Genomic DNA, 18993 nt, shown 5'->3' with positions numbered 1-18993 from the left:
ATGCCGAACCGTACGGACGACACCAAGCCTGCCGCGCTGACCCTACGGGTGTCCCGGGACGGCGGCCGGACGTGGGGCCCGCAGCGGACGATCCCCCTCACCGACTCCCTCATGCCGCTGCTCACCTCCGCCTGGCCGCCGTGTCGATGCGCCCGGTGTGCACCGGAATGAGGAGGGGCTCGGACGCGAACGTCCGGGCCCCTCGTCGTCGTTCAAGCGCTCAGCGCTTCTTCCGTCCCTTGGCGCGGCCGTCCGGCCACAGTCTCGGGCTGCGCTTGGCCGCCACGTCCTCGATCCAGCCCGTCGACAGGATCATCACGCCGATCAGCGGCCAGACCAGGACGAACATCCACTCGTCGTAGGTCTGGGTGAAGAAGCTGTCGAAGTGGGTTCCGAGGTACGGGATGTTCCACAGCTGGTCGAGGATCGGGACCGCGAGGGCGATCAGGGCGTTGTGCCACAGGTAGATCGTGACGGCCCGGTTGTTGGAGAGGGTCACCAGGCGGTCGTACCGGGCCAGCCTGCCGGGCAGGGCCTGCCAGGACGGGGAGTACGCCAGCAGGATCGCGCAGAAGCCGAAGGACCAGAAGGCCTGGGCGAGCGGGATGTCGTTGAGGTCCCAGCCGTCCTTGGTCGGATGCCCGGAGGCCCACCACAGGCCGAACGCCATCACCATCGCCGAGCAGGACACCAACAGATAGCGCGGCATCCGCTGGATGAGGCCGTCGTGGTGCGCGAAGCCGAGCACCCAGCAGGCCGCGTACGTCACGAAGTCGGTGATCACCGAGCCGGTGTCGCCGGGGATGGTGACCAGGCCCGTACCGAGGACCGCCGTCAGCGCGAGCGGGGCGGCCAGTACCGCCCACGGCACCTTGCGGAACAGCTTGAGCAGCAGCGGCGAGGCCAGCACGAACCACAGATAGGCCCGCAGGTACCAGAGCGGCTCGGCCGCCTGGACGGCCCAGGTCTGCTCAAGCAGGCCGTTCTTGCTGCCGACCGTCCACGGGAACGGCGGAGTGCCGAACGGCACCACGTAGTTGAAGAGCTTGGCCCACCACCACAGGCCCTGCGCCTTGTCCGGCTTCCAGCCCGCCGCGAACATCCCGGTCAGGACGATCGCGCCGAACGCCCACATGGGCGGAAGGAGGCGGCGCAGGCGGCCTCGGATGACGCTCCAGGCCGGGCGGCTCAGCGAGCGCGCCATCAGCGACCCGGCGAGCGCGAACATCACGCCCATGGACGGAAAGACGATGGACAGCCAGGCGAGGCCGAACAAGTGGTAGACGACGACCCGGACCAGGGCGAGCGAGCGCAGCAGGTCCAGATAGCGGTCCCGGCCGGACGCCGCCTTGGGCTTCGCCTCGGCCGGCGCCGCCATGGCCTCGGGAACCTCGACGTATGGCTGGGGAATGTGCGCGGTCACGCGACGGGCCTCCGGTCCTGGGTCTCGGCGGTGCGGCGCTGCTTGGTCGTGGACCCGGGCGCCTCGACCACACCGGTGCGCCGCAGCTTCTGCCAGCGCAGGCGGCCGCCGGTGAGGGCGGTGATCCAGGACTGGAGGAGCACCACGTACATCAGCTGGCGGTAGAGGATCTGCTGGAGCGGGAGCGAGACCAGGTGGGTCAGGCGCTCGCGGTCCAGGCGGAACGCGTAGGCCGCGCAGACCAGTTGGATCAGCAGCACGCCGAGCCACGCGAGGATCGTCTTCTGGGTCGGGCCGAAGACCAGGCCGTACAGGAGGAAGACGTCGATCAGGGGCGCGAGCAGCGGGGCCAGGACCATGAACAGGGACACCAGCGGCAGACCCACGCGGCCGAAGCGGCCGGACGGGCCGCGCTCGAAGACCGCGCGGCGGTGCTTCCAGATCGCCTGCATCGTTCCGTACGACCAGCGGTAGCGCTGGGACCAGAGCTGCTGGACGGTCTCGGGGGCCTCGGTCCAGGCGCGCGCGTTCTCCGCGTACACGACCCGCCAGCCGTCGCGGTGCATGGCCATGGTGACGTCGGTGTCCTCGGCGAGGGTGTCCTCGCTGATGCCGCCGACCCGCTCAAGGGCGGTGCGGCGGAAAGCGCCGACCGCGCCGGGGATGGTCGGCATGCAGCCGAGCACGTCGTACATCCGGCGGTCCAGGTTGAAGCCCATCACGTACTCGATGTGCTGCCAGGCGCCGATGAGCGAGTCGCGGTTGCCGACCTTGGCGTTGCCCGCGACCGCGCCGACCCGGTGGTCGCCGAACGGCTGCACCAGCTCGCGTACGGTCGTCGGCTCGAAGACGGTGTCGCCGTCCATCATCACGACGATGTCGTAACGGGCGTGCCGCAGGCCGTTGTTGAGCGCCGACGGCTTGCCGCCGTTGGCCTGGCGGATCACCCGGACGTTCGGCAGCCCCATCGCCTCGACGATGTCGGCGGTGCCGTCGGTGGAGCCGTCGTCGACGACCAGGACCTCGATGGGGTGGTCGCTGGCCATCAGCGAGCGGACAGTGTTGGCGATGCACTCGCGCTCGTTGTACGCGGGGACGATCACCGAGACCGGCTCGGTGACCTCCGGACCCCAGCGGAAGCCGCGCTTACGGACCTTGCGGGCGTGCAGGAACGACAGGATCAGCATCAGGCCGAACCGGGCGAAGACCAGCACGCCGATCACGGCGAGCCCGCCCACCAGGACGTCGGTGGTGTGCTCGGCCGCCTGGACGGCGAAGACGAACGCCTTGCCCTTCCACAGCTCCATCCCGGTCACCGGGGTGTGCGCGCTCGGCGCGTTCAGCGCCTCGGTGAGGTTGACGAACGTGTAGCCCTTGCCCTGGAGCTTGGGCAGGAAGGTGTCGAGCGCGGCCACGGTCTGCGAACGGTTGCCGCCGGAGTCGTGCATCAGGACGATGGCGCCCTTGCCGTGCTTCGGCGTCGCGTTCTTGATGATCGTGTCGATGCCGGGGCGCTGCCAGTCCTCGCTGTCGGTGGAGTCCAGGGCGGTGATGTAGCCCATGCTGCCGACGTACTTGATGACCGGCCAGTTCTTGTCGTCGATCGCGTCCGCGAACGACGAGTACGGCGGGCGGAAGAGCGAGGTGCGGATGCCCGCCGCGCCTTCGAGCGCCAGCTGGTTCTGCGCCAGCTCCCAGTCGATACGGGCGTGCGACTGGTAGGAGAGGTCGGGGTGGTTGAAGGTGTGCAGGCCGACCTCGTGGCCCTCGTCGACCATCCGCCTGATCAGGTCGGGATAGCGGGCCGCGTTGGCGCCGGTCACGAAGAAGACGCCGTGCGCGTGGTACTTCTTCAGCGCGTCGAGCACCTTCGGGGTCCAGGTGGGGTCCGGGCCGTCGTCGAAGGTGAGCACGAGCTTGTGCTTGGGGATGTCGAGGCTCGTCGGCTTGCCGGGGCCGCGCGCGTCGATGACCGGGCCGCCGTCCAGGATGCGGTCGGGCACCTGGTCGGTGGCCGCGTCGGGGCGTATTCGGTGGTCGGCGAGGATCTCGTTGTGTACGTACCCGCGCAGCATCAGCATCGCGAACAGCGCGACGAGGAAGAGCAGGGGCAGCAGATAGCGCATCGGAAGTCTTCGACGTCCGGGGGTACGGCGGGCGTTCACGTGCTGGCTCCAGTGTGCGGAGTCGGCCACGACAGACCGGAGGGGCTGCCGGTGGGGCCGGTGGGGAGACCCGGACCTGCCGAGTGGCCACCCGTCGGCGGCTTCGCGGTCTGCGAGGCGCCGGGGTGCGGGGTGGCCGTGGACTTGCCGGGGCGGCCGGACTTGCCCGGCTTGGGGGTGGCCTTGGCGCCGTTGGAGGCGCCGGCCTTGGGGTGCGGCTTGCCCTTCTCGGAGGCGTGCGGCTTGGCTCCGAGGGGCAGGTGGGCGGCGGATTCGGTGGGCGCGGGCGTGACCCTGATCGTCTCGGGCTTCTTGTCCTTGGCGGCCGGGCCGGGTATGCCGAGCCAGGGCGCGCGGGAACTGCCGCCGAGGAGGCTGGCGACGATCATCACCGCGTAGCAGGCGCAGGCCAGGCCGAAGAGCCAGCCGAGCCCGCGCAGCTTCTTGCCCCGGCGGCCGCTCTGGTCGACGAACACGGGTCCGTCGGCCTCGGCGGGCTGGATGGGGCCGAGGTTGGGGACGGGGGCCTGGTGCGTGACCGGCGCCTGATTCGCAAATGGAACGTGTTGCACCGGCGGGACCTGGTGCGACGTCGGAACCTGGTGTGGCGTCGGCTGCGTGAAGACGGGTATCGGCTCCGTCGCCGGACCCTGACTCGCCCTCGGTATCGGCTGCGTCGGGAGTGCCTGCTTCGCCACCGGCACCGGCTGCGTCGCAGGTGCCTGGTCGGCGACCGGCACCTTCTTCGCCAACGGAGCCAGTTTGGTCGTCGCTTCCCGGTCGACCGTCGGTACGGGCTTCGTCGGCGCGCCCTGGTCGACCGTCGGCACCGGCTTCGTCGGCGCGCCCTGGTCGACCGTCGGGACCGGCTTCGTCGCCGTGCCCTGGTCGACCGTCGGCACCTTCTTGGCCAACGGAACCAGCCTGGTCGTCGCTTCTCGGTCGACCGTCGGTACGGGCTTCGTCGGCGCGCCCTGGTCGGCCTTCGGGACCGGCTTCGTCGCCGGACCGCCGAACTGCCCCTTGGGGACGCTCAGTTCCATCGTCAGGTCATCGAGCGGGCCACGGGGCTTCTCGATGCGATTCCCGGGCTGCCCCTGAGGGGCTTCTTTTCGCCAATTGTCCACTTTGCGTACGCACTTCCCACCTGGATGATTCGCGGGTTGCGCGCACGACTCGGCGGGCATTGCAGCAGGACCGGACCACATCCGCTCCGCACGCCCCCACTACCACACCGCACCCGGGGGATGAATGTAGCGCACCCCAGTGACACCCGTGTTCGTACGCCAAGTGTTGTTCATCCTGTGGAAGGCACCAGATGGGCATCACTGGGACATGAGCGACAGATCGACGTCAGGAAGCCAACTTTTCTGGGGGATTTCAAGCCAAGCATTTGCCGTTGCTATGCCATGGGCGACCTCTCGGAGCACCTCCAGACCCGGGTGCCGCAGCCCCTTGCGCCACACCAGCGACACCGGTGACAGCGGTACGGGAGCGGTCAGCGGGCGGAGCGTCATCCCGGGTATCGCCAGGAAGTCCATGCTGGCCAGCACCGACCAGCCGCGCCCGCGCACCACCCGGGTGAACTCCTCCTCGCCGGAGATCTCCGGGAACGGAGGCGCCAGTTCCACCCCTCGCCCGGCGAAGAGCCGCGCCGCGAGGTCGGTCCACTCGGCGGTGGCCGGATTGCCCACGCCCGCGTACAGCGTCTCGCCCTTGAGCGTGTCGACCGGGATCTCCGCCAGGTGCGCGAGCCTGTGGTCGTCGGGGAGCAGCACCGCCATCCGCTCGTAACGCACCGGCTGATGGGCCAGGCCCGCGAGCACCGACGGCTCCAGACCCGCGACCCGGCCGAACGAGACGTCGACCCGGCCCGCCAGGATGTCGGCCGCGGCCCCCGTGAGCCCGGTGAGATAGCGGACGACGAACTCGGGGCCGGGCGCCACCTCCCGGGCCCGGGTCAGCACCCGGTGGCCGGTGCCGACCGGCGCGCCGATGTCGACGATCAGCGGGCGGGCGTCGACGGCCCAGGCGGCGCGGAGTTCGTCGTGCGCGGCGAGCACCCGGCGGGCGTGCGGCAGCAGCCGCGTACCGTCGGCGGTGAGCTCCACCGCGCGCGTGGTCCGCACGAACAGCTCGGCGCCCAGCTCCCGTTCGAGCCGCCGGATGTCCCGGCTGAGCGCCTGCTGGGCGACGAAGAGGCGGGCGGCGGCGCGGGTGAAGTGGAGTTCCTCGGCGGTCGCGGTGAACGCGCGCAGCAGTCGGGGGTCGATGTCCTGGGGCACCCGCCAAGTCAACCGCAGAGCCGTTCACAACAGAAGTGCGTGAATGGGCCCGGATCAGGTGTTGGACGCCGCAACACCCCTGCGGCGAGGCTCTTTTGCATGCCGCAACTGATGACCATGTCGGGCTCCACGCTCGTCCTCGCCGAGCCGGTCCCGTACGAGCAGAAGAGCCCGCGCCGTCCCCGCATACGCGCCCGTTGGGCCGCCCCCTACCGTCGCCTCTTCGCCGTCCCCGGCGCCCGTGCCTTCACGCTCGGCAACCTCGTCGCCCGGCTCCCGATGGGCATGTTCAGCGTCAGCGCCGTGATCATGATCGCCGGATCGCGCGGCTCGTACGCCCTGGCCGGCGCCGTCACCGCCACCGGTCTCGCCGCCACCGCGGTCGTCGCGCCCTGGACGGCCCGCCTGGTCGACCGGCTCGGCCAGGCCCGGGTCGCCGTGCCCGCCACCGCGATCGCCGCGCTCGGCTCGCTGGCCCTGCTCCTCTGCGTACGCCTGAACGCCCCGAACTGGACGCTGTTCGCCGCGTACGCCGCCACCGCCACCACCCCCAACACCGGCGGGATGTCGCGGGCGCGCTGGGCCCATGTCCACCGGGGCGACCCGGCCGCCCAGCACACCGCCAACTCCTTCGAACAGGCCGTGGACGAGCTGTGCTTCATGCTCGGCCCGGTGGCGGCCGCGTTCCTGTGCACCGCGCTGTTCCCAGAGGCGGGCACGCTCACCGGAGTGGTCCTGCTGATGACCGGCATGCTGATCTTCGCGGCCCAGCGCTCCACCGAACCGCCGGTCGCGGCGCGCACCGACCGCGCGCCCTCGCCCCTGCGCTCCCCCGGGCTGCCCGCCCTGCTCGCCGTCTTCCTCGCCACGGGCGCGGTGTTCGGCGCGATGGAGGTGGTCACGCTGGCGTACGCGGACCGGCTCGGCCACGGTTCGGCGGGCGGCGCAGTCCTCGCGCTCCAGGCGGCGGGCTCGTGTGTGGCGGGCCTGGTGTACGGGTCGGTCCACCCGGCGCGTGCGGTGTCCCGGCGGCTGCTGGTCTGCACGGGTGCGATGACGGCCCTGATGTGCCTCCCGCTGCTCGCGGCCCGTACGGGTTCGCTCGTCGTCCTGGCCGGCGCCCTGCTCCTCGCGGGCGCGGCGACCGCCCCGACGATGGTCACCGGGATGACCCTGGCCCAGCGACTCACCCCCGAGGGCCGCTTGAACGAAGGAATGACCCTCGCGGTCACAGCGATCCTGGGCGGCATAGCACTGGGCTCCGCCACGGGCGGCTGGCTCGCCGACCAGACGAGCACGACGACGGCCTACGCCGCCCCGGCCTGCGCGGCGGCGCTGGCGACGGCGGTGTGCGCGGTGGGCCCGGCACGGCGCCGGTGAGAAGGCGCGTACGTACGACAAAGGCCCGGCTGCTTGATGCAGCCGGGCCTTCGCCTCACATGGGAATTGTGGAGATGGCGGGAATCGAACCCGCGTCCAACGGTGCGGAATCAGGGCTTCTCCGTGTGCAGTTCGCTGCGATTTTCTCAGCCCCGGAGATCACGCGAACAAGTCTCCGACGGGCTCAGCCACTGTTTGATTTCCTCCTGGGCCCCGTGACCGGGCTCAGAAGTTTAGATCCCTTGATGATGCCAGGATCCGGGTCGGGATCACCCCCGGGCTGACACTTCGCAAGTCGCTACTTAGGCAGCGAGGGCGAAGGAATCGCGCTTGGTGTTGGCGATTATTGGTTGCGACATATGGTTTACGAGATCATTGCCGCTTCCTCGACACGCTTCCCCTGCTTCGACATCCGCTGTCGAAACCGATCATCCCCATGTTGATTTTTCAATGCGCGCACCCGCTGTGAGGTGCAGGACCCATCGTACGCGACGCGGACCGCGGCCCGCCAGGACATTTACGCCCGCTGGCGCCGCTTGGCCGCCGCGATGGCGCGGTTCGTCTCGCGGGTGTCCTGCTTCTCCCGCAGCGTCTGGCGCTTGTCGTACTCCTTCTTGCCCTTCGCCAGCGCGATCTCGACCTTCGCCCGGCCTTCCTTGAAGTAGACGACGAGGGGCACGATCGTGTGACCCGTCTCCGACGACTTCGACTCCAGCTTGTCGATCTCGGCCCGGTGCAGCAGCAGCTTCCGCTTGCGGCGGGCGCTGTGGTTGGTCCAGGTGCCCTGTGCGTACTCCGGGATGTGCACGTTGTGCAGCCACGCCTCGTGCCCGTCGATCTGCACGAACCCGTCGACCAGCGAGGCCCGCCCCTGGCGCAGCGACTTCACCTCGGTGCCGGTGAGCACCAGACCGCACTCGTAGGTGTCGATGATGAGGTAGTCGTGCCGCGCCTTCTTGTTCTGCGCGACCAGCTTGCGCCCGCTGCCCTTGTCCTTGTCTTTTGCCTTAGCCATAGTGCGGCCATTTTCGCACTACGACCGCCCCCCGAGGCCACTCAATACTGTCTCGGCCCGCTCCTGGGCCCGCTCGGTGACCGGTACGTCCGGGGTGATCCCCTTCCCGTCCACGCTGTGGCCCGCCGGGGTGCGGTAGTGGCCGACGGTCAGCTCGGCCACCGAGCCGTCCGGCAGGTCGGTCGGCATCTGGACCGAGCCCTTGCCGAAGGTGCGCGAGCCGACGGTGACCGCGCGGCCCCGGTCCTGGAGGGCCCCGGTCAGCAGCTCGGCCGCGCTCATGGTGCCGCCGTCGACCAGGACGACCAGTGGCTTCGAGGTGTCGGCGCCGTTGGCCGGGTCCGCGTAGAGCGCGCGCTGCCTGCCGTGCACGTCGTACGTGGCGACCAGGCCGCCGTCGAGGAAGGCGGAGGCGGCACGGGCGGCCTCGTTGACCAGGCCGCCGGTGTTGCCCCGCAGGTCGAGGAGGACGCCGGCGCCTTCGGGGGCCTCGCGGACCGCCGTGCGCACCCGCTCCCCCGAGCCCTTGGTGAACGCCGCCACCTTGATCATCACGTCTCCGCCGGGCAGTTCGCTGACCGTCACGGCCTCGGTGGTGAGCAGGGCCCGGCGCAGCGACTCGGCCCAGGTGCGCCCGGCCCGCTCCAGACCGAGCACGACCCGGCTCCCGGCGGCCGCCCCGTCGCCCCGCAGTAGCGAGACGACCTCGGTGACCGGCCGCTGGTCGACCGCGCGGCCGTCGATCGTACGGAGCCGGTCCCCCGCCTCGATCCCGGCGCGGGCGGCCGGTCCGCCGGGCTGGACGCGGGTCACCTCGACGCGGCCGTCGCCGGTGCGCCGCGCCCACAGGCCGACGCCGGTGTACCGGCCGTCGAGGGCGTCCTCGAACTGCTCGTAGGCGCTCGGGTCGTACACCGCGCCCCATCGGTCGCCGCTGCGGCTGACGACCTCGGCGGCCGCGGCGGAAGGAGACTTGCCGTCGGCCACCGCCTCGGCGGCGGCCCGGGCCACGTCCTCGCCGCGGTCGGATGCGGGGGCCTCGGCCGAGGCGGGGCGGGCGTGCAGCGGGGTGCCGCGCTCGTCGGCCCGGGGCAGCGAGCCGGTCACGGCTGCGGTCGCGAGGACCGAGACGAAGACCAATGTCAGAGTCGCCCCGCGGCGGACTCCGCGGGGCCTGGGACAGCGGTCCGGACCTGACATGGCGTCGAGTCTAGGACAACGCGAGGGCGCCGCAGGGGCTGTTGCTCCTACGGCGCCCGGGGCGCGTGTCACACCTTGAGGTACTTGCGGAGCGCGAAGAAGGCCGCGAGGGCGGGCATCAGCACGCTCGCCGCGAGGACCAGCGGCAGCTTGGCCAGGACCGCGTCCCAGCCGATGAAGTTGATCAGATTCAGCTTGTGCGACAGGTCGAGGCCGTGGTCGATCATGAAATAACGGCCCACGAGCAGCATCCCGGAGGCGGCGATGCCGCCGAGCACTCCGGCGAAGGCGGCCTCCATGATGAACGGCGCCTGGATGTAGAAGCTCGAAGCACCGACCAGGCGCATGATGCCGGTCTCGCGCCGTCTGCTGAACGCGGACACCCGGACCGTGTTGACGATCAGCATCAGCGCCACGACCAGCATCACGGCCATGACCAGCACCGCGGCCACGTTCATGCCGTTGAGCAGCCCGAACAGGTTCTCCAGGATGCCCTTCTGGTCCTGCACCGACTGCACGCCGTCCCGTCCGGCGAAGGCGGTGGCGACCACCTTGAACTTCTCGGGGTCCTTCAGCTTGACCCGGAACGACTCCTGCATCTGGTCCGGCGTGATCGAGCCGGCCATCGGGGAGTCGCCGAACTGCTCCTTGTAGTGCTTGAACGCCTCGTCGGCCGACTCGTACGTGACGGTCTGGACGATGTCCAGCTTCTTCAGGTCGCCCTCGATGTCCTTCTTCTGCTGGGCGGTGACGGCACCCTTGGCGCACTTGGCGACCTGTTCGGCGTCCGCCTTGTTGCAGAGGAAGATCGAGACGTTGACCTTGTCGTACCAGTAGCCCTTCATGTTGTTGACCTGGTCCCGCATCAGCAGCGAACCGCCGAACAGGGCCAGGGACAGGGCCACGGAGACGATGACGGCGAACGTCATGGTCAGATTGCGGCGGAGACCTACGCCGATCTCCGAGAGTACGAACTGCGCGCGCATGGCGACTGGTTAAGCCTTTCCGTGCTTTCGGGCTCGATGCTCAGCGCATCAGTGCTGGTAGCCGTAGACGCCGCGCGCCTGGTCACGTACGAGACGGCCCTTTTCGAGCTCGATAACACGCTTGCGCATCTGGTCGACGATGTTCTGGTCGTGGGTCGCCATGATCACGGTGGTCCCGGTCCGGTTGATCCGGTCAAGGAGCTTCATGATGCCGACCGAGGTCTGCGGGTCCAGGTTGCCGGTCGGCTCGTCCGCGATCAGCAGCATCGGCCGGTTGACGAAGGCGCGCGCGATGGCGACGCGCTGCTGCTCACCGCCGGAGAGCTCACCGGGGCGCCGGTCCTCCTTGCCGCCGAGCCCGACGAGGTCGAGCACCTGCGGCACGGCCTTGCGGATCTCGCCGCGGGGCTTGCCGATGACCTCCTGGGCGAAGGCCACGTTCTCGGCGACCGTCTTGTTGGGGAGCAGCCGGAAGTCCTGGAAGACGGTCCCCAGCTGGCGGCGCATGTGCGGCACCTTCCAGTTGGTGAGCCGGGCCAGGTCCTTGCCGAGCACGTGCACCTGCCCTTGGCTGGCGCGCTCCTCGCGCAGGATGAGTCGGAGGAAGGTCGACTTCCCGGAGCCGGACGAACCGACGAGGAAGACGAACTCACCCTTCTCGATGTCGAGGGAGACGTCCCGCAGAGCGGGGTGGCTCTGCTTGGGATAAGTCTTGGAGACGTTGTCGAATCGGATCACGGTGCACCACGGTCGCCGGGAATAGGTGTGCGTGACACTACGCGAACCGGCCTGGGCCGTGCAGGCACCGTCCGAGGATGTTCCGGGGATGCGCCTTATGTCCCGTTGACGGATCGCTTCTGGCCGTCCTCGGGCTCCCCTGCGGGTGCAGAATCAGGTGGGGCGCGCCGAAACGCGCGGGAGCTGGCACAGTGGTAGAGGGAACGGTTGCGTTTCCCTGAGCGTTGTGCGGAGCAGTACGTGCATACAGCGGCTCCGCCGCGCGGGAGGAGGAAAGCGCATGACCTATGACCGATTGGTGTGCGCGAACTGCGCGGCGCCCGTCAGCGAGGGCCGCTGCCCCGTGTGCCGGGCCAACCGGGAGCGGCTCCAGCAGGAAGGCCCGTGGGGCGGACTGAGCCCGGTGGCCCTGGTGACGCTGCTCGTGGTGCTGGTGGCCGCGGTGGCCCTGCTGGCCCACCAGGGTGTGTAGCGAGCTTTACGCGTTTTACGCATGGACGCAGGTGGGGCCCGGGGTGCTGGAATGCGCCCCGGGCCCCACTGTGCGTACTGGTTACCGCGTGTACCGCTTAGGCGACGGTACGGCCGCCGACCAGGCGCGGCATGATCCGGAAGCCGATGCCACCGGCGATCATCGTCGCGGCGCCGACCAGCAGGAACGTGGTCTCGCCCGCACCGGTCTCGGCGAGCTCGTCCTTGGCCTTGCCCTGCTCGACCGGCTTGGAGCCACCGCTGTCGGGGGTGGTGTTGTCCGGGCAGCTGGCGCCGTCGAGCGAGACGGTGCAGGTGCCGCCGGAGGTGGAGCCACCGGTGCTGCTGCCGCCGGTGCCGCCGGTCGCGGAGGAGCCGCCGGAGGTGGACGAGCCACCCGTGGAGGAGCCACCGGTCGCGGACGAGCCGCCCGTGGTGGAGGAGCCGCCGGTCGACGAGCCACCCGTGGAGGACGTGCCGCCGGTGGACGAGCCACCCGTGGTGGACGAGCCGCCGGTCGACGAGGTGCCGCCGGTGCTCGACGTGCCGCCCGTGGACGAGGTGCCACCGGTGGTCGAGCCACCCGTGGTCGAACCACCGGTGGAGCCACCCGTGGTGGACGAACCGCCGGTCGTGGACGAGCCGCCCGTGGTGGACGAGCCACCGGTCGAGCCGCCGTCCGTGGTGCTGCCACCGGTCGTGGACGTACCACCGGTGCTCGACGAGCCGCCGGTCGACGACGAGCCACCCGTGCTGGACGAGCCGCCGTCGGTCGTGGTGCTGCCGCCCGTGGAGGACGAACCACCGGTCGTGGACGAGCCGCCCGTGGTGGACGAGCCACCGGTCGAGCCGCCGTCCGTGGTGCTGCCACCGGTCGTGGACGTACCACCGGTGCTCGACGAACCGCCGGTGTCGACACCGCCGATGCCGCCGACCGTGCCGGTGCCGCCGTCCGTCTCACCCTGGACGCCGACGCCGACGCCGCTCTTGTTGACCTCGGCCTTGGCGTTGAGGCCACCGATGTTCACGTCGACACCGACGGCCGAGGCCGCCCCCGCAGCGGTCAGGGACGCACCGGCGGCGATCACCGCGCCTGCGGCTATCCGCGCGACACGCAGCCGCGTCTTCTTCGTCATATGTCTGCTACCCCCAGTAGCTGAATCGTCATGGGGCAGCGCCCGGGGGCCGCGGGACCGAGGGAGGCCGCTTGCGTCGCCCCCGTCACACGCGCCCCGGATATACGCATGCCGCGCGCCACCTTTCCGCACACCTAAGAATCACGTCAAGGTCGTTTAGGGATCGATGTCGCAAATGGCGTCAGTTGTCCGGTACATGGGGTTGCAACTGTGACGAAACAAGGGAACTGCCGCTCAGTGAGCGGCAGTTCCCTTGTCGACAAAGCCTCAAAAACGCGGCGGTCACTTCCCGCCGGTTACTTCTCCTGCTGCTTGCGCCAGCGAATTCCCGCTTCGAGGAATCCGTCGATCTCGCCGTCCAGGACGGACTGCGGGTTGCCGACCTCGAACTCGGTGCGCAGGTCCTTGACCATCTGGTACGGGTGCAGGACGTACGAACGCATCTGGTTGCCCCAGGAGCTGCCGCCGTCCTTGAGCGCGTCCATCTTCGCCTGCTCCTCCTGGCGGCGGCGCTCAAGGAGCTTGGCCTGGAGGACGTTCATGGCGCTGGCCTTGTTCTGGATCTGCGAGCGCTCGTTCTGGCAGGAGACGACGATGCCGGTCGGCAGGTGCGTGATGCGCACGGCCGAGTCGGTGGTGTTGACGCCCTGGCCGCCGGGGCCGGAGGCGCGGTAGACGTCCACGCGCAGTTCGCCCTCGTCGATCTCGACGTGGTCGCTGGACTCGACGACCGGCAGCACCTCGACGCCCGCGAACGAGGTCTGGCGGCGGCCCTGGTTGTCGAAGGGCGAGATGCGCACCAGGCGGTGGGTGCCCTGCTCGACGGAGAGCGTGCCGTACGCGTACGGCGCCTTCACCACGAAGGTGGTCGACTTGATGCCGGCCTCTTCCGCGTACGAGGTCTCGTACACCTCGGTCGGGTAGCCGTGGCGCTCGGCCCAGCGCAGGTACATGCGCTGCAGGCGCTCGGCGAAGTCGGAGGCGTCGACGCCGCCGGCCTCGGCGCGGATGTTGACGAGGGCCTCGCGCTCGGCGTACTCGCCGGACAGCAGGGTGCGGACCTCCATCTCGTCCAGCGCCTTGCGCACGGAGACGAGCTCGGTCTCGGCCTCGGCGAGGGTGTCCGCGTCGTCCATCTCCTGGGCGAGCTCGAACAGCACCGCGAGGTCGTCGATGCGGCCGCGCAGGCTCTCCGTCTTGCGGACCTCGGCCTGGAGGTGCGAAAGCTTGCTCGTGATCTTCTGGGCGGCCTCCGGGTCGTCCCACAGGGACGGCGCGGCGGCCTGCTCCTCAAGCACGGCAATGTCTGCCCTCAGCTTGTCGAGGTCCAGGACGGCCTCGATCGACCCCATGGTCGAGGAGAGGGACTTCAGCTCTTCGGATACATCGACGACTGCCACGGGTCCAGCGTAACGGCTGCGCGCAAGGACGTTTCCCCCTGTGCCCCGGCACGCGCGCGGGGCCCGGGGACTACGGCGTCGTCGGCGCGGAGTGCTTGGAGTCCTGCGGGGGCTTGTCGTCGCCGCCGGAGACGGCCAGCCAGGCGCCGATGCCCAGGGCCGCCGCCAGGGCGGCCGCCGAGGCGCCCAGGACGATACGGCGTCTGCGGAGCTGGTCCGCGCGGTGGCGGGCCGAGCCGGGGCGGGGCGTGCCGGACGGGCGGGGGGCGCGGGCCGTGCCCAGGGGGCCGCCCGCGAGCTCGTCGGGGCCGGGGACGCGCATGCTCGTGTGGGTGTCCCGGTTGGAGTCCAGGGGCGCGCCCGGCACCAGCGGCACGGCGCCCCGGCGGGGCGAGCCGGACGGGGGCGCGGGCTCCTCGTACGGGGGCTCCTCCGGTTCCTCGGACCCCGGCTCGTCCACGTCCAGCGGGGGCATGCCCGCGACCAGGGGGAGCAGTTCGCGCAGGCGCACGGAGAGTTCCGAAGCGCGAAGGCGGGAGGCGGGGGCCTTGGCGAGGCACTGGACGATCAGCTGCCACAGCTCGTCCGGGATGCCGGGCAGCGGCACCACCGTCTCGGTGACATGGCGGCGCAGGACCGCGCCGGGGTGGCCGCCGCCGAACGGCGTGAAGCCCGCGAGGAGCTCGTACAGGACCGTCGCCAGGGCGTAGATGTCGACCGCCGCCCTGGGCGGCAGGCCCTCGACGATCTCGGGGGCGAGGTAGTCCGGCGTGCCGATGATGCGGGTCGCCTTGGTGCGGCGCGGCGTGTCGATCAGCTTGGCCACGCCGAAGTCGGTGAGCAGGGCCGGGTGCGCGCCGCCGGGGCCGAGCGGGCCCTGCATGTCCAGGAGGATGTTCTCGGGCTTCACGTCCCGGTGGACGACTCCGGCCGCGTGCGCGGCGGCCAGGCCGTCTGCGACGTCCGCGACGATCGCCACCGCCGCCTCGGGGGCCAGGCGCCGCTCGCGGTCGAGCCGGGTGCGTACGTCCGTACCGCGCACCAGGTCCATGACCAGGGCGAGGTCGTTGCCGTCGACGACGAGGTCGCGTACGCCCACGACGTTGGGGTGGTCGAGCCCGAGCAGCGCGGTGCGCTCCTGCACGAAGCGGCCGACGAGCTCCTGGTCGGCGGCCAGGTCTTCGCGCAGCAGCTTGATGGCGACGGGCCCGTCCGGCCCCTCGCCTAGCCACACCGTGCCGGCGCTGCCCCGCCCCAGGATCTGGTGGGCGGTGTACCGGCTGCCGATATTCCGTGCCAAGACTGCTCCCTCAGCGGCTGGCTGTGCACGCCGAGGCTACGCGGCCGGGACGCCAACCTTCACTTCCGAGCGGGAAATCACCCCCTGGAAGTCGACATATCGATGAAGTGGGCGTCCTGGACCGCGTACGAGGTGCGTACGAGGTGCGTACGAGGGGTTTTACGTGCGGCCCTCGTACGCCGCTCATCAGCCGCCGGACTTGCCGCCCAGTTCGCCGATCCAGCCCGAGACCTTGGAGATCGCGTCGCCGATCGCCTGCCAGTAGCTCTTGCCCTGGGCCACCCAGTCCTGGAGCGGGGTCAGCTCCCAGATCAGCCAGCCCGCGACGAACAGCAGGATGAAGGTGAACAGGCAGCCCTTGAGGCAGCCGAGGCCCGGGATGCGCATCGGGTTCGCGCCGCGGCGGCGCGGCTCGCGGGGCGCGGGAGCCTGCGGCTGCTGGGGCGGATGAGGCTGCTGCGGGGGCGCGTACTGCTGGTGCTGGGGCTGCGGCGCGTACTGCTGGTGCTGCGGCGGCTGGGCGTACGGCTGCTGCTGGGGCTGCTGGCGGTACGGCTGGGGCTGCTGCGGGGCGTACTGCTGCGGCCTGGGCTGGTGGCCCTGCGGCGGACGCTGCTGCTGGGGCTGCTGCGGCGGCTGCTGGCGGTGCGGGCGGCGGCGCAGCGGGTCCTCGGCGGGGTCCAGGTACTGGAGCTGCGTCTGCTCGTTGCGGTCGCGGGCCGCCTGGAGCTGGGACTGCCAGGGGTGCGGCTGCTCGGGCTGCTGCGGGTTGTACTGACCCTGCGCAGCGGGCTGCCCCGGCACGGGGGGCATGACCGCGGTCGGGTCGGCGGCGCCCCGGTGGGGCAGGACCGACGTCGGGTCCGCCGCGCCCGTGTTCGGCAGCATCGAGGTCGGCGCGGCCGGGTCGTACGCGCGCGTGGTGCTCGGCAGGACCTGGGTGGGGTCGGCCGCGCCCGGGGTCTCGGGGACGGCGGCGGGCGCCGGGTCGGGCGCGAGCAGGGCGCCCACGCCGTCGGCCGCCTCGACCTGCGCCGGGGTCGAGTGGACCCCGATACCGGCCGCGACGACGCGCAGTCCGCGCGCCAGGTTCTCGGCGCTGGGCCGCTCGTCCGGGTTCTTGCGCAGACAGCGCTCGATGACCGTCCACAGCGGGCCGGGCACGGTCGTGGGGCGGCGCGGCTCCTCGCTCAGGTGCCGGTGCAGCACCTCAAGGGCGGTCCCGCCCGCGAACGGCGGACGCCCGGTGATCAGCTCGTACAGCAGGATGCCGGCGCCGTAGATGTCGACGGCGGAGGTCTGCGGGCGGCCCTCGGCGGACTCCGGCGCCACATACGCGGGCGTGCCGACGAACTCGTGCGTACGGGTCAGGCCCGGGGAGTCCGCAAGGCGCGCGATGCCGAAGTCGGTGAGCATCGGGTGCATCGCGCCGTCGCGCTCGTCCAGGAGGACGTTGGCGGGCTTCAGGTCGCGGTGGACGACGCCGTCGGCGTGGCTGGCGGCGAGCGCGTCGGCGATCTGCGCGGTGAGCAGGGAGGCGGCGACCGGGGTGAGCGGGCCGCTCTCGCGCAGGTAGCGGTGCAGATCGGGGCCGTCGATCAGGTCCATGACCAGGGCCAGGAGGTCGCCCTCGACGACGAGGTCGCGGGTGCGCACGATGTTGGGGTGCGTCAGGCGCAGCAGCACCGAGCGCTCGCGCAGGAACCGCATCACGACGTCGGCGTCGTTGGCGAGCTCCTCCTTGAGGACCTTGATCGCGACGGTCTCGCCGGGCTGGCCGGCCACGGCCGCCTCGGCGCCCGCGGCCTCTCTCTGGCGGGCGCGCCAGACCGTGCCCGTGGCGCCGCGTCCGAGCGGCTCCTCGAGCAAGTACTTGCTGCCTACCGGCCGCACGTCATGCGCTCCCTGCTGGTCTGGCTGTTCTGGCTGATCCGGGGTGCACCGGACGGGTGCCCCGGGCGGCCCACTGTAGTGCCGTCGGCTGTGCCGACGCGGGCTCACACGTTCTGGCTGTTCGAAGGAAAGACGTCACCGTCGCACGGAAGGTTGCCGAACGGTCGTACCGAAGCGGCGCGGTCGATTCCGGCGGGGTCCGCAACCAGCCACTTTGCGGCCACATTTGCGTCGAGAGCCGACCATTCAAGATCACTTGAAGGTGGGTGACGGGCGTGTTGTCAGTGGCAGGTGCGAGGATGCCCTCAGCACGACATGTGTGCCTGGTGGGGGGAATCACAAGGGCGTTTCCCTCCTGGCCCGGCACCCCCGCGCAGAAGGGACCGCCGAGGCGATGCAGATCCGGCTGACCGTCCTCGCGCCGCGCAGCGGCCACGCTGCGGCGCGCGCCTGCGACGTGCTCGTGACCGCGCCCGCGGGGACCACGCTCGCGGCCGTCGCCTCCGGCCTCGCCACGGCCGCCTCGGGCTCCGAGGTCTCCAGCGCGGTGGTGCTGTACGCGGGGCGCGAGCGGCTGGATCCACAGCGCCGTGTGCTCGGCGAGCCCCCGCTGGTCGACGGCGCCGTGCTCGCGCTCTCCTCCCCCTCCTCGTCCCCGGCGGCCTCCGCCTCGTACGCGGCGTACGCGTCGGAGCACGGCGAGGCCGCCCAGGCCCGGCTCTGCGTGATCGCCGGTCCCGACGCGGGCGGGGTCCATCTGCTGCACGGCGGCCAGATCCGCATCGGCCGCTCGGCGGACGCGGACGTGCCGCTCGACGACCCGGACGTGTCCCGGCTGCACTGCGCGGTGACGGTCGGCGAGGACGGCCGGGTGGCGGTGGCCGACCTGGGCTCGACGAACGGCACGCGCGTGGACGGCGCCCCGGTCGGCCCGCACCCGGTCCGGCTGCCCGCGGGCGCGCTGTTGCGCCTGGGCGAGTCGGCCCTGCGCCTGAGCCCCGGCACCCCGTCCCCGGACGCGCTGGCGACGGTGCCGGACGGGGAGGGGCATGTCCGGGTGGCCGTGCCCGGGACGCCGGAGGCGGTGGCCGGGGGCGAGGTGTACGGAGAGGGGGCGCCTGTCGGGGCGGGCCCGGGCCCTGGAACGCCTTCGGTTCCGTACGGCATCGAGGCCGGGCGCGTCCCGGGTCAGCGGGTGTCCACGGAGCCGGGTTCCGGTCCCCCTTCGGGCTACGGCCCGACCACGCACGGCACGGGCACGGCGCCCGGTACCTATGGCCAGGGAAGCGGCGACACGTACGGACCCGGCGGCGGTGATCCGTATGCGGCGGAAGGTGGCCGTCCGCACGCCCCGAGCGGCTCCACGGCGTACGGGCAGGGCCACGTGGGCGATGGGCGCGGGTGGTACGGCGAGGAGGCGGAGGTTCCGCAGCAGCCGGGCCACGACGACGGGTACGACCCGCGAGTCGCCGAGCCGTACAGAGACACGGCCGACCCGCAAGGCGGCGAGGCGGGCGGCCGTCGGGGCGGGACGCCCGCGCGCGGGACGCGCCTGCCGGACGAGGTGCAGCACGCGCGCGTGGAGGACGGCGCGCCCCGGC

At 71.3% G+C, this 18993-nt stretch carries 15 protein-coding genes and 1 other RNA gene; 3 read left to right on the top strand and 13 right to left on the bottom strand.

The window, feature by feature from the left end:
- Window positions 1-220: 220 nt before the first annotated feature.
- The 4 genes from BG418_RS12540 to BG418_RS12525 all read right to left on the bottom strand — a co-directional run bounded on the left by BG418_RS12540 (window position 221) and on the right by BG418_RS12525 (window position 5873).
- A complete protein-coding gene (locus tag BG418_RS12540) occupies window positions 221-1378 on the bottom strand; it encodes an acyltransferase (RefSeq protein WP_188273924.1) in 1158 nt (385 codons plus the stop codon).
- A 41-nt stretch (window positions 1379-1419) separates the two neighbouring features.
- Window positions 1420-3549, bottom strand: coding sequence for a bifunctional polysaccharide deacetylase/glycosyltransferase family 2 protein (locus BG418_RS12535; RefSeq protein ID WP_188273923.1), 2130 nt, complete (start codon window positions 3547-3549; stop codon window positions 1420-1422).
- Between the two features lie 35 nt (window positions 3550-3584).
- Window positions 3585-4631: a hypothetical protein gene (locus tag BG418_RS12530; RefSeq protein ID WP_188273885.1), complete on the bottom strand. Its 1047-nt coding sequence runs from the start codon at window positions 4629-4631 to the stop codon at window positions 3585-3587.
- A gap of 282 nt (window positions 4632-4913) precedes the next feature.
- Window positions 4914-5873, bottom strand: a complete 960-nt coding sequence (locus tag BG418_RS12525; RefSeq protein ID WP_188273884.1) for a LysR family transcriptional regulator — start codon at window positions 5871-5873, stop codon at window positions 4914-4916.
- A gap of 99 nt (window positions 5874-5972) precedes the next feature.
- Here BG418_RS12525 and BG418_RS12520 point away from each other — a divergent pair, with 99 nt between their 5' ends.
- Window positions 5973-7253, top strand: coding sequence for an MFS transporter (locus tag BG418_RS12520; RefSeq protein ID WP_223184742.1), 1281 nt, complete (start codon window positions 5973-5975; stop codon window positions 7251-7253).
- 66 nt (window positions 7254-7319) lie between these two features.
- Here BG418_RS12520 and ssrA read toward each other — a convergent pair.
- The 5 genes from ssrA to ftsE all read right to left on the bottom strand — a co-directional run bounded on the left by ssrA (window position 7320) and on the right by ftsE (window position 11192).
- Window positions 7320-7689, bottom strand: a transfer-messenger RNA (tmRNA) gene (gene ssrA, locus BG418_RS12515).
- Between the two features lie 81 nt (window positions 7690-7770).
- Window positions 7771-8268: an SsrA-binding protein SmpB gene (gene smpB / locus BG418_RS12510; protein WP_188273883.1), complete on the bottom strand. Its 498-nt coding sequence runs from the start codon at window positions 8266-8268 to the stop codon at window positions 7771-7773.
- Window positions 8269-8286: 18 nt separating this feature from the next.
- Window positions 8287-9468, bottom strand: a complete 1182-nt coding sequence (locus tag BG418_RS12505; protein ID WP_188273882.1) for a S41 family peptidase — start codon at window positions 9466-9468, stop codon at window positions 8287-8289.
- 68 nt (window positions 9469-9536) lie between these two features.
- A complete protein-coding gene (gene ftsX, locus BG418_RS12500; protein ID WP_188273881.1) occupies window positions 9537-10454 on the bottom strand; it encodes a permease-like cell division protein FtsX in 918 nt (305 codons plus the stop codon).
- 48 nt (window positions 10455-10502) lie between these two features.
- Complete coding sequence (gene ftsE / locus BG418_RS12495) at window positions 10503-11192, bottom strand: cell division ATP-binding protein FtsE (protein ID WP_188273880.1); 690 nt, start codon at window positions 11190-11192, stop codon at window positions 10503-10505.
- 280 nt (window positions 11193-11472) lie between these two features.
- Here ftsE and BG418_RS12490 point away from each other — a divergent pair, with 280 nt between their 5' ends.
- Window positions 11473-11664 carry a hypothetical protein gene (locus BG418_RS12490; protein WP_188273879.1) on the top strand — a complete coding sequence of 64 codons (192 nt, stop codon included), beginning with the start codon at window positions 11473-11475 and terminating at the stop codon, window positions 11662-11664.
- 97 nt (window positions 11665-11761) lie between these two features.
- Here the strand turns inward: BG418_RS12490 and BG418_RS12485 are convergent, their stop codons facing one another.
- From BG418_RS12485 to BG418_RS12470, 4 genes are all read right to left on the bottom strand, one after another.
- Window positions 11762-12799 carry a hypothetical protein gene (locus BG418_RS12485; RefSeq protein WP_188273878.1) on the bottom strand — a complete coding sequence of 346 codons (1038 nt, stop codon included), beginning with the start codon at window positions 12797-12799 and terminating at the stop codon, window positions 11762-11764.
- Window positions 12800-13095: 296 nt separating this feature from the next.
- Window positions 13096-14199, bottom strand: a complete 1104-nt coding sequence (gene prfB / locus BG418_RS12480) for a peptide chain release factor 2 (RefSeq protein WP_188273877.1) — start codon at window positions 14197-14199, stop codon at window positions 13096-13098.
- Between the two features lie 70 nt (window positions 14200-14269).
- Window positions 14270-15499 (bottom strand): serine/threonine-protein kinase, encoded by a 1230-nt coding sequence (locus BG418_RS12475; RefSeq protein WP_188273876.1) that lies wholly within the window; start codon window positions 15497-15499, stop codon window positions 14270-14272.
- A 186-nt stretch (window positions 15500-15685) separates the two neighbouring features.
- Window positions 15686-17392, bottom strand: a complete 1707-nt coding sequence (locus BG418_RS12470) for a serine/threonine-protein kinase (protein WP_188273875.1) — start codon at window positions 17390-17392, stop codon at window positions 15686-15688.
- A 394-nt stretch (window positions 17393-17786) separates the two neighbouring features.
- Here BG418_RS12470 and BG418_RS12465 point away from each other — a divergent pair.
- The coding region (locus BG418_RS12465) for an FHA domain-containing protein (RefSeq protein WP_188273874.1) at window positions 17787-18993 on the top strand (1207 nt) is incomplete at its 3' end.

This window comes from Streptomyces sp. CBMA152 (genome assembly GCF_014596475.1).
In the GTDB taxonomy this organism is placed as follows: Bacteria; Actinomycetota; Actinomycetes; order Streptomycetales; family Streptomycetaceae; genus Streptomyces.
This window is presented reverse-complemented; position numbering and strand designations above follow the sequence as displayed.

Excerpts from the sequence above, each read along its gene's own strand:
- BG418_RS12485 (WP_188273878.1), bottom strand. The coding sequence starts at position 12,799 with ATGACGAAGAAGACGCGGCTGCGTGTCGCGCGGATAGCCGCAGGCGCG.
- BG418_RS12505 (WP_188273882.1), bottom strand. The coding sequence starts at position 9,468 with ATGTCAGGTCCGGACCGCTGTCCCAGGCCCCGCGGAGTCCGCCGCGGG.
- smpB (WP_188273883.1), bottom strand. The coding sequence starts at position 8,268 with ATGGCTAAGGCAAAAGACAAGGACAAGGGCAGCGGGCGCAAGCTGGTC.
- BG418_RS12490 (WP_188273879.1), top strand. The coding sequence starts at position 11,473 with ATGACCTATGACCGATTGGTGTGCGCGAACTGCGCGGCGCCCGTCAGC.
- BG418_RS12535 (WP_188273923.1), bottom strand. The coding sequence starts at position 3,549 with ATGCGCTATCTGCTGCCCCTGCTCTTCCTCGTCGCGCTGTTCGCGATG.
- BG418_RS12520 (WP_223184742.1), top strand. The coding sequence starts at position 5,973 with ATGCCGCAACTGATGACCATGTCGGGCTCCACGCTCGTCCTCGCCGAG.
- BG418_RS12540 (WP_188273924.1), bottom strand. The coding sequence starts at position 1,378 with ATGGCGGCGCCGGCCGAGGCGAAGCCCAAGGCGGCGTCCGGCCGGGAC.
- BG418_RS12530 (WP_188273885.1), bottom strand. The coding sequence starts at position 4,631 with ATGGAACTGAGCGTCCCCAAGGGGCAGTTCGGCGGTCCGGCGACGAAG.
- ftsX (WP_188273881.1), bottom strand. The coding sequence starts at position 10,454 with ATGCGCGCGCAGTTCGTACTCTCGGAGATCGGCGTAGGTCTCCGCCGC.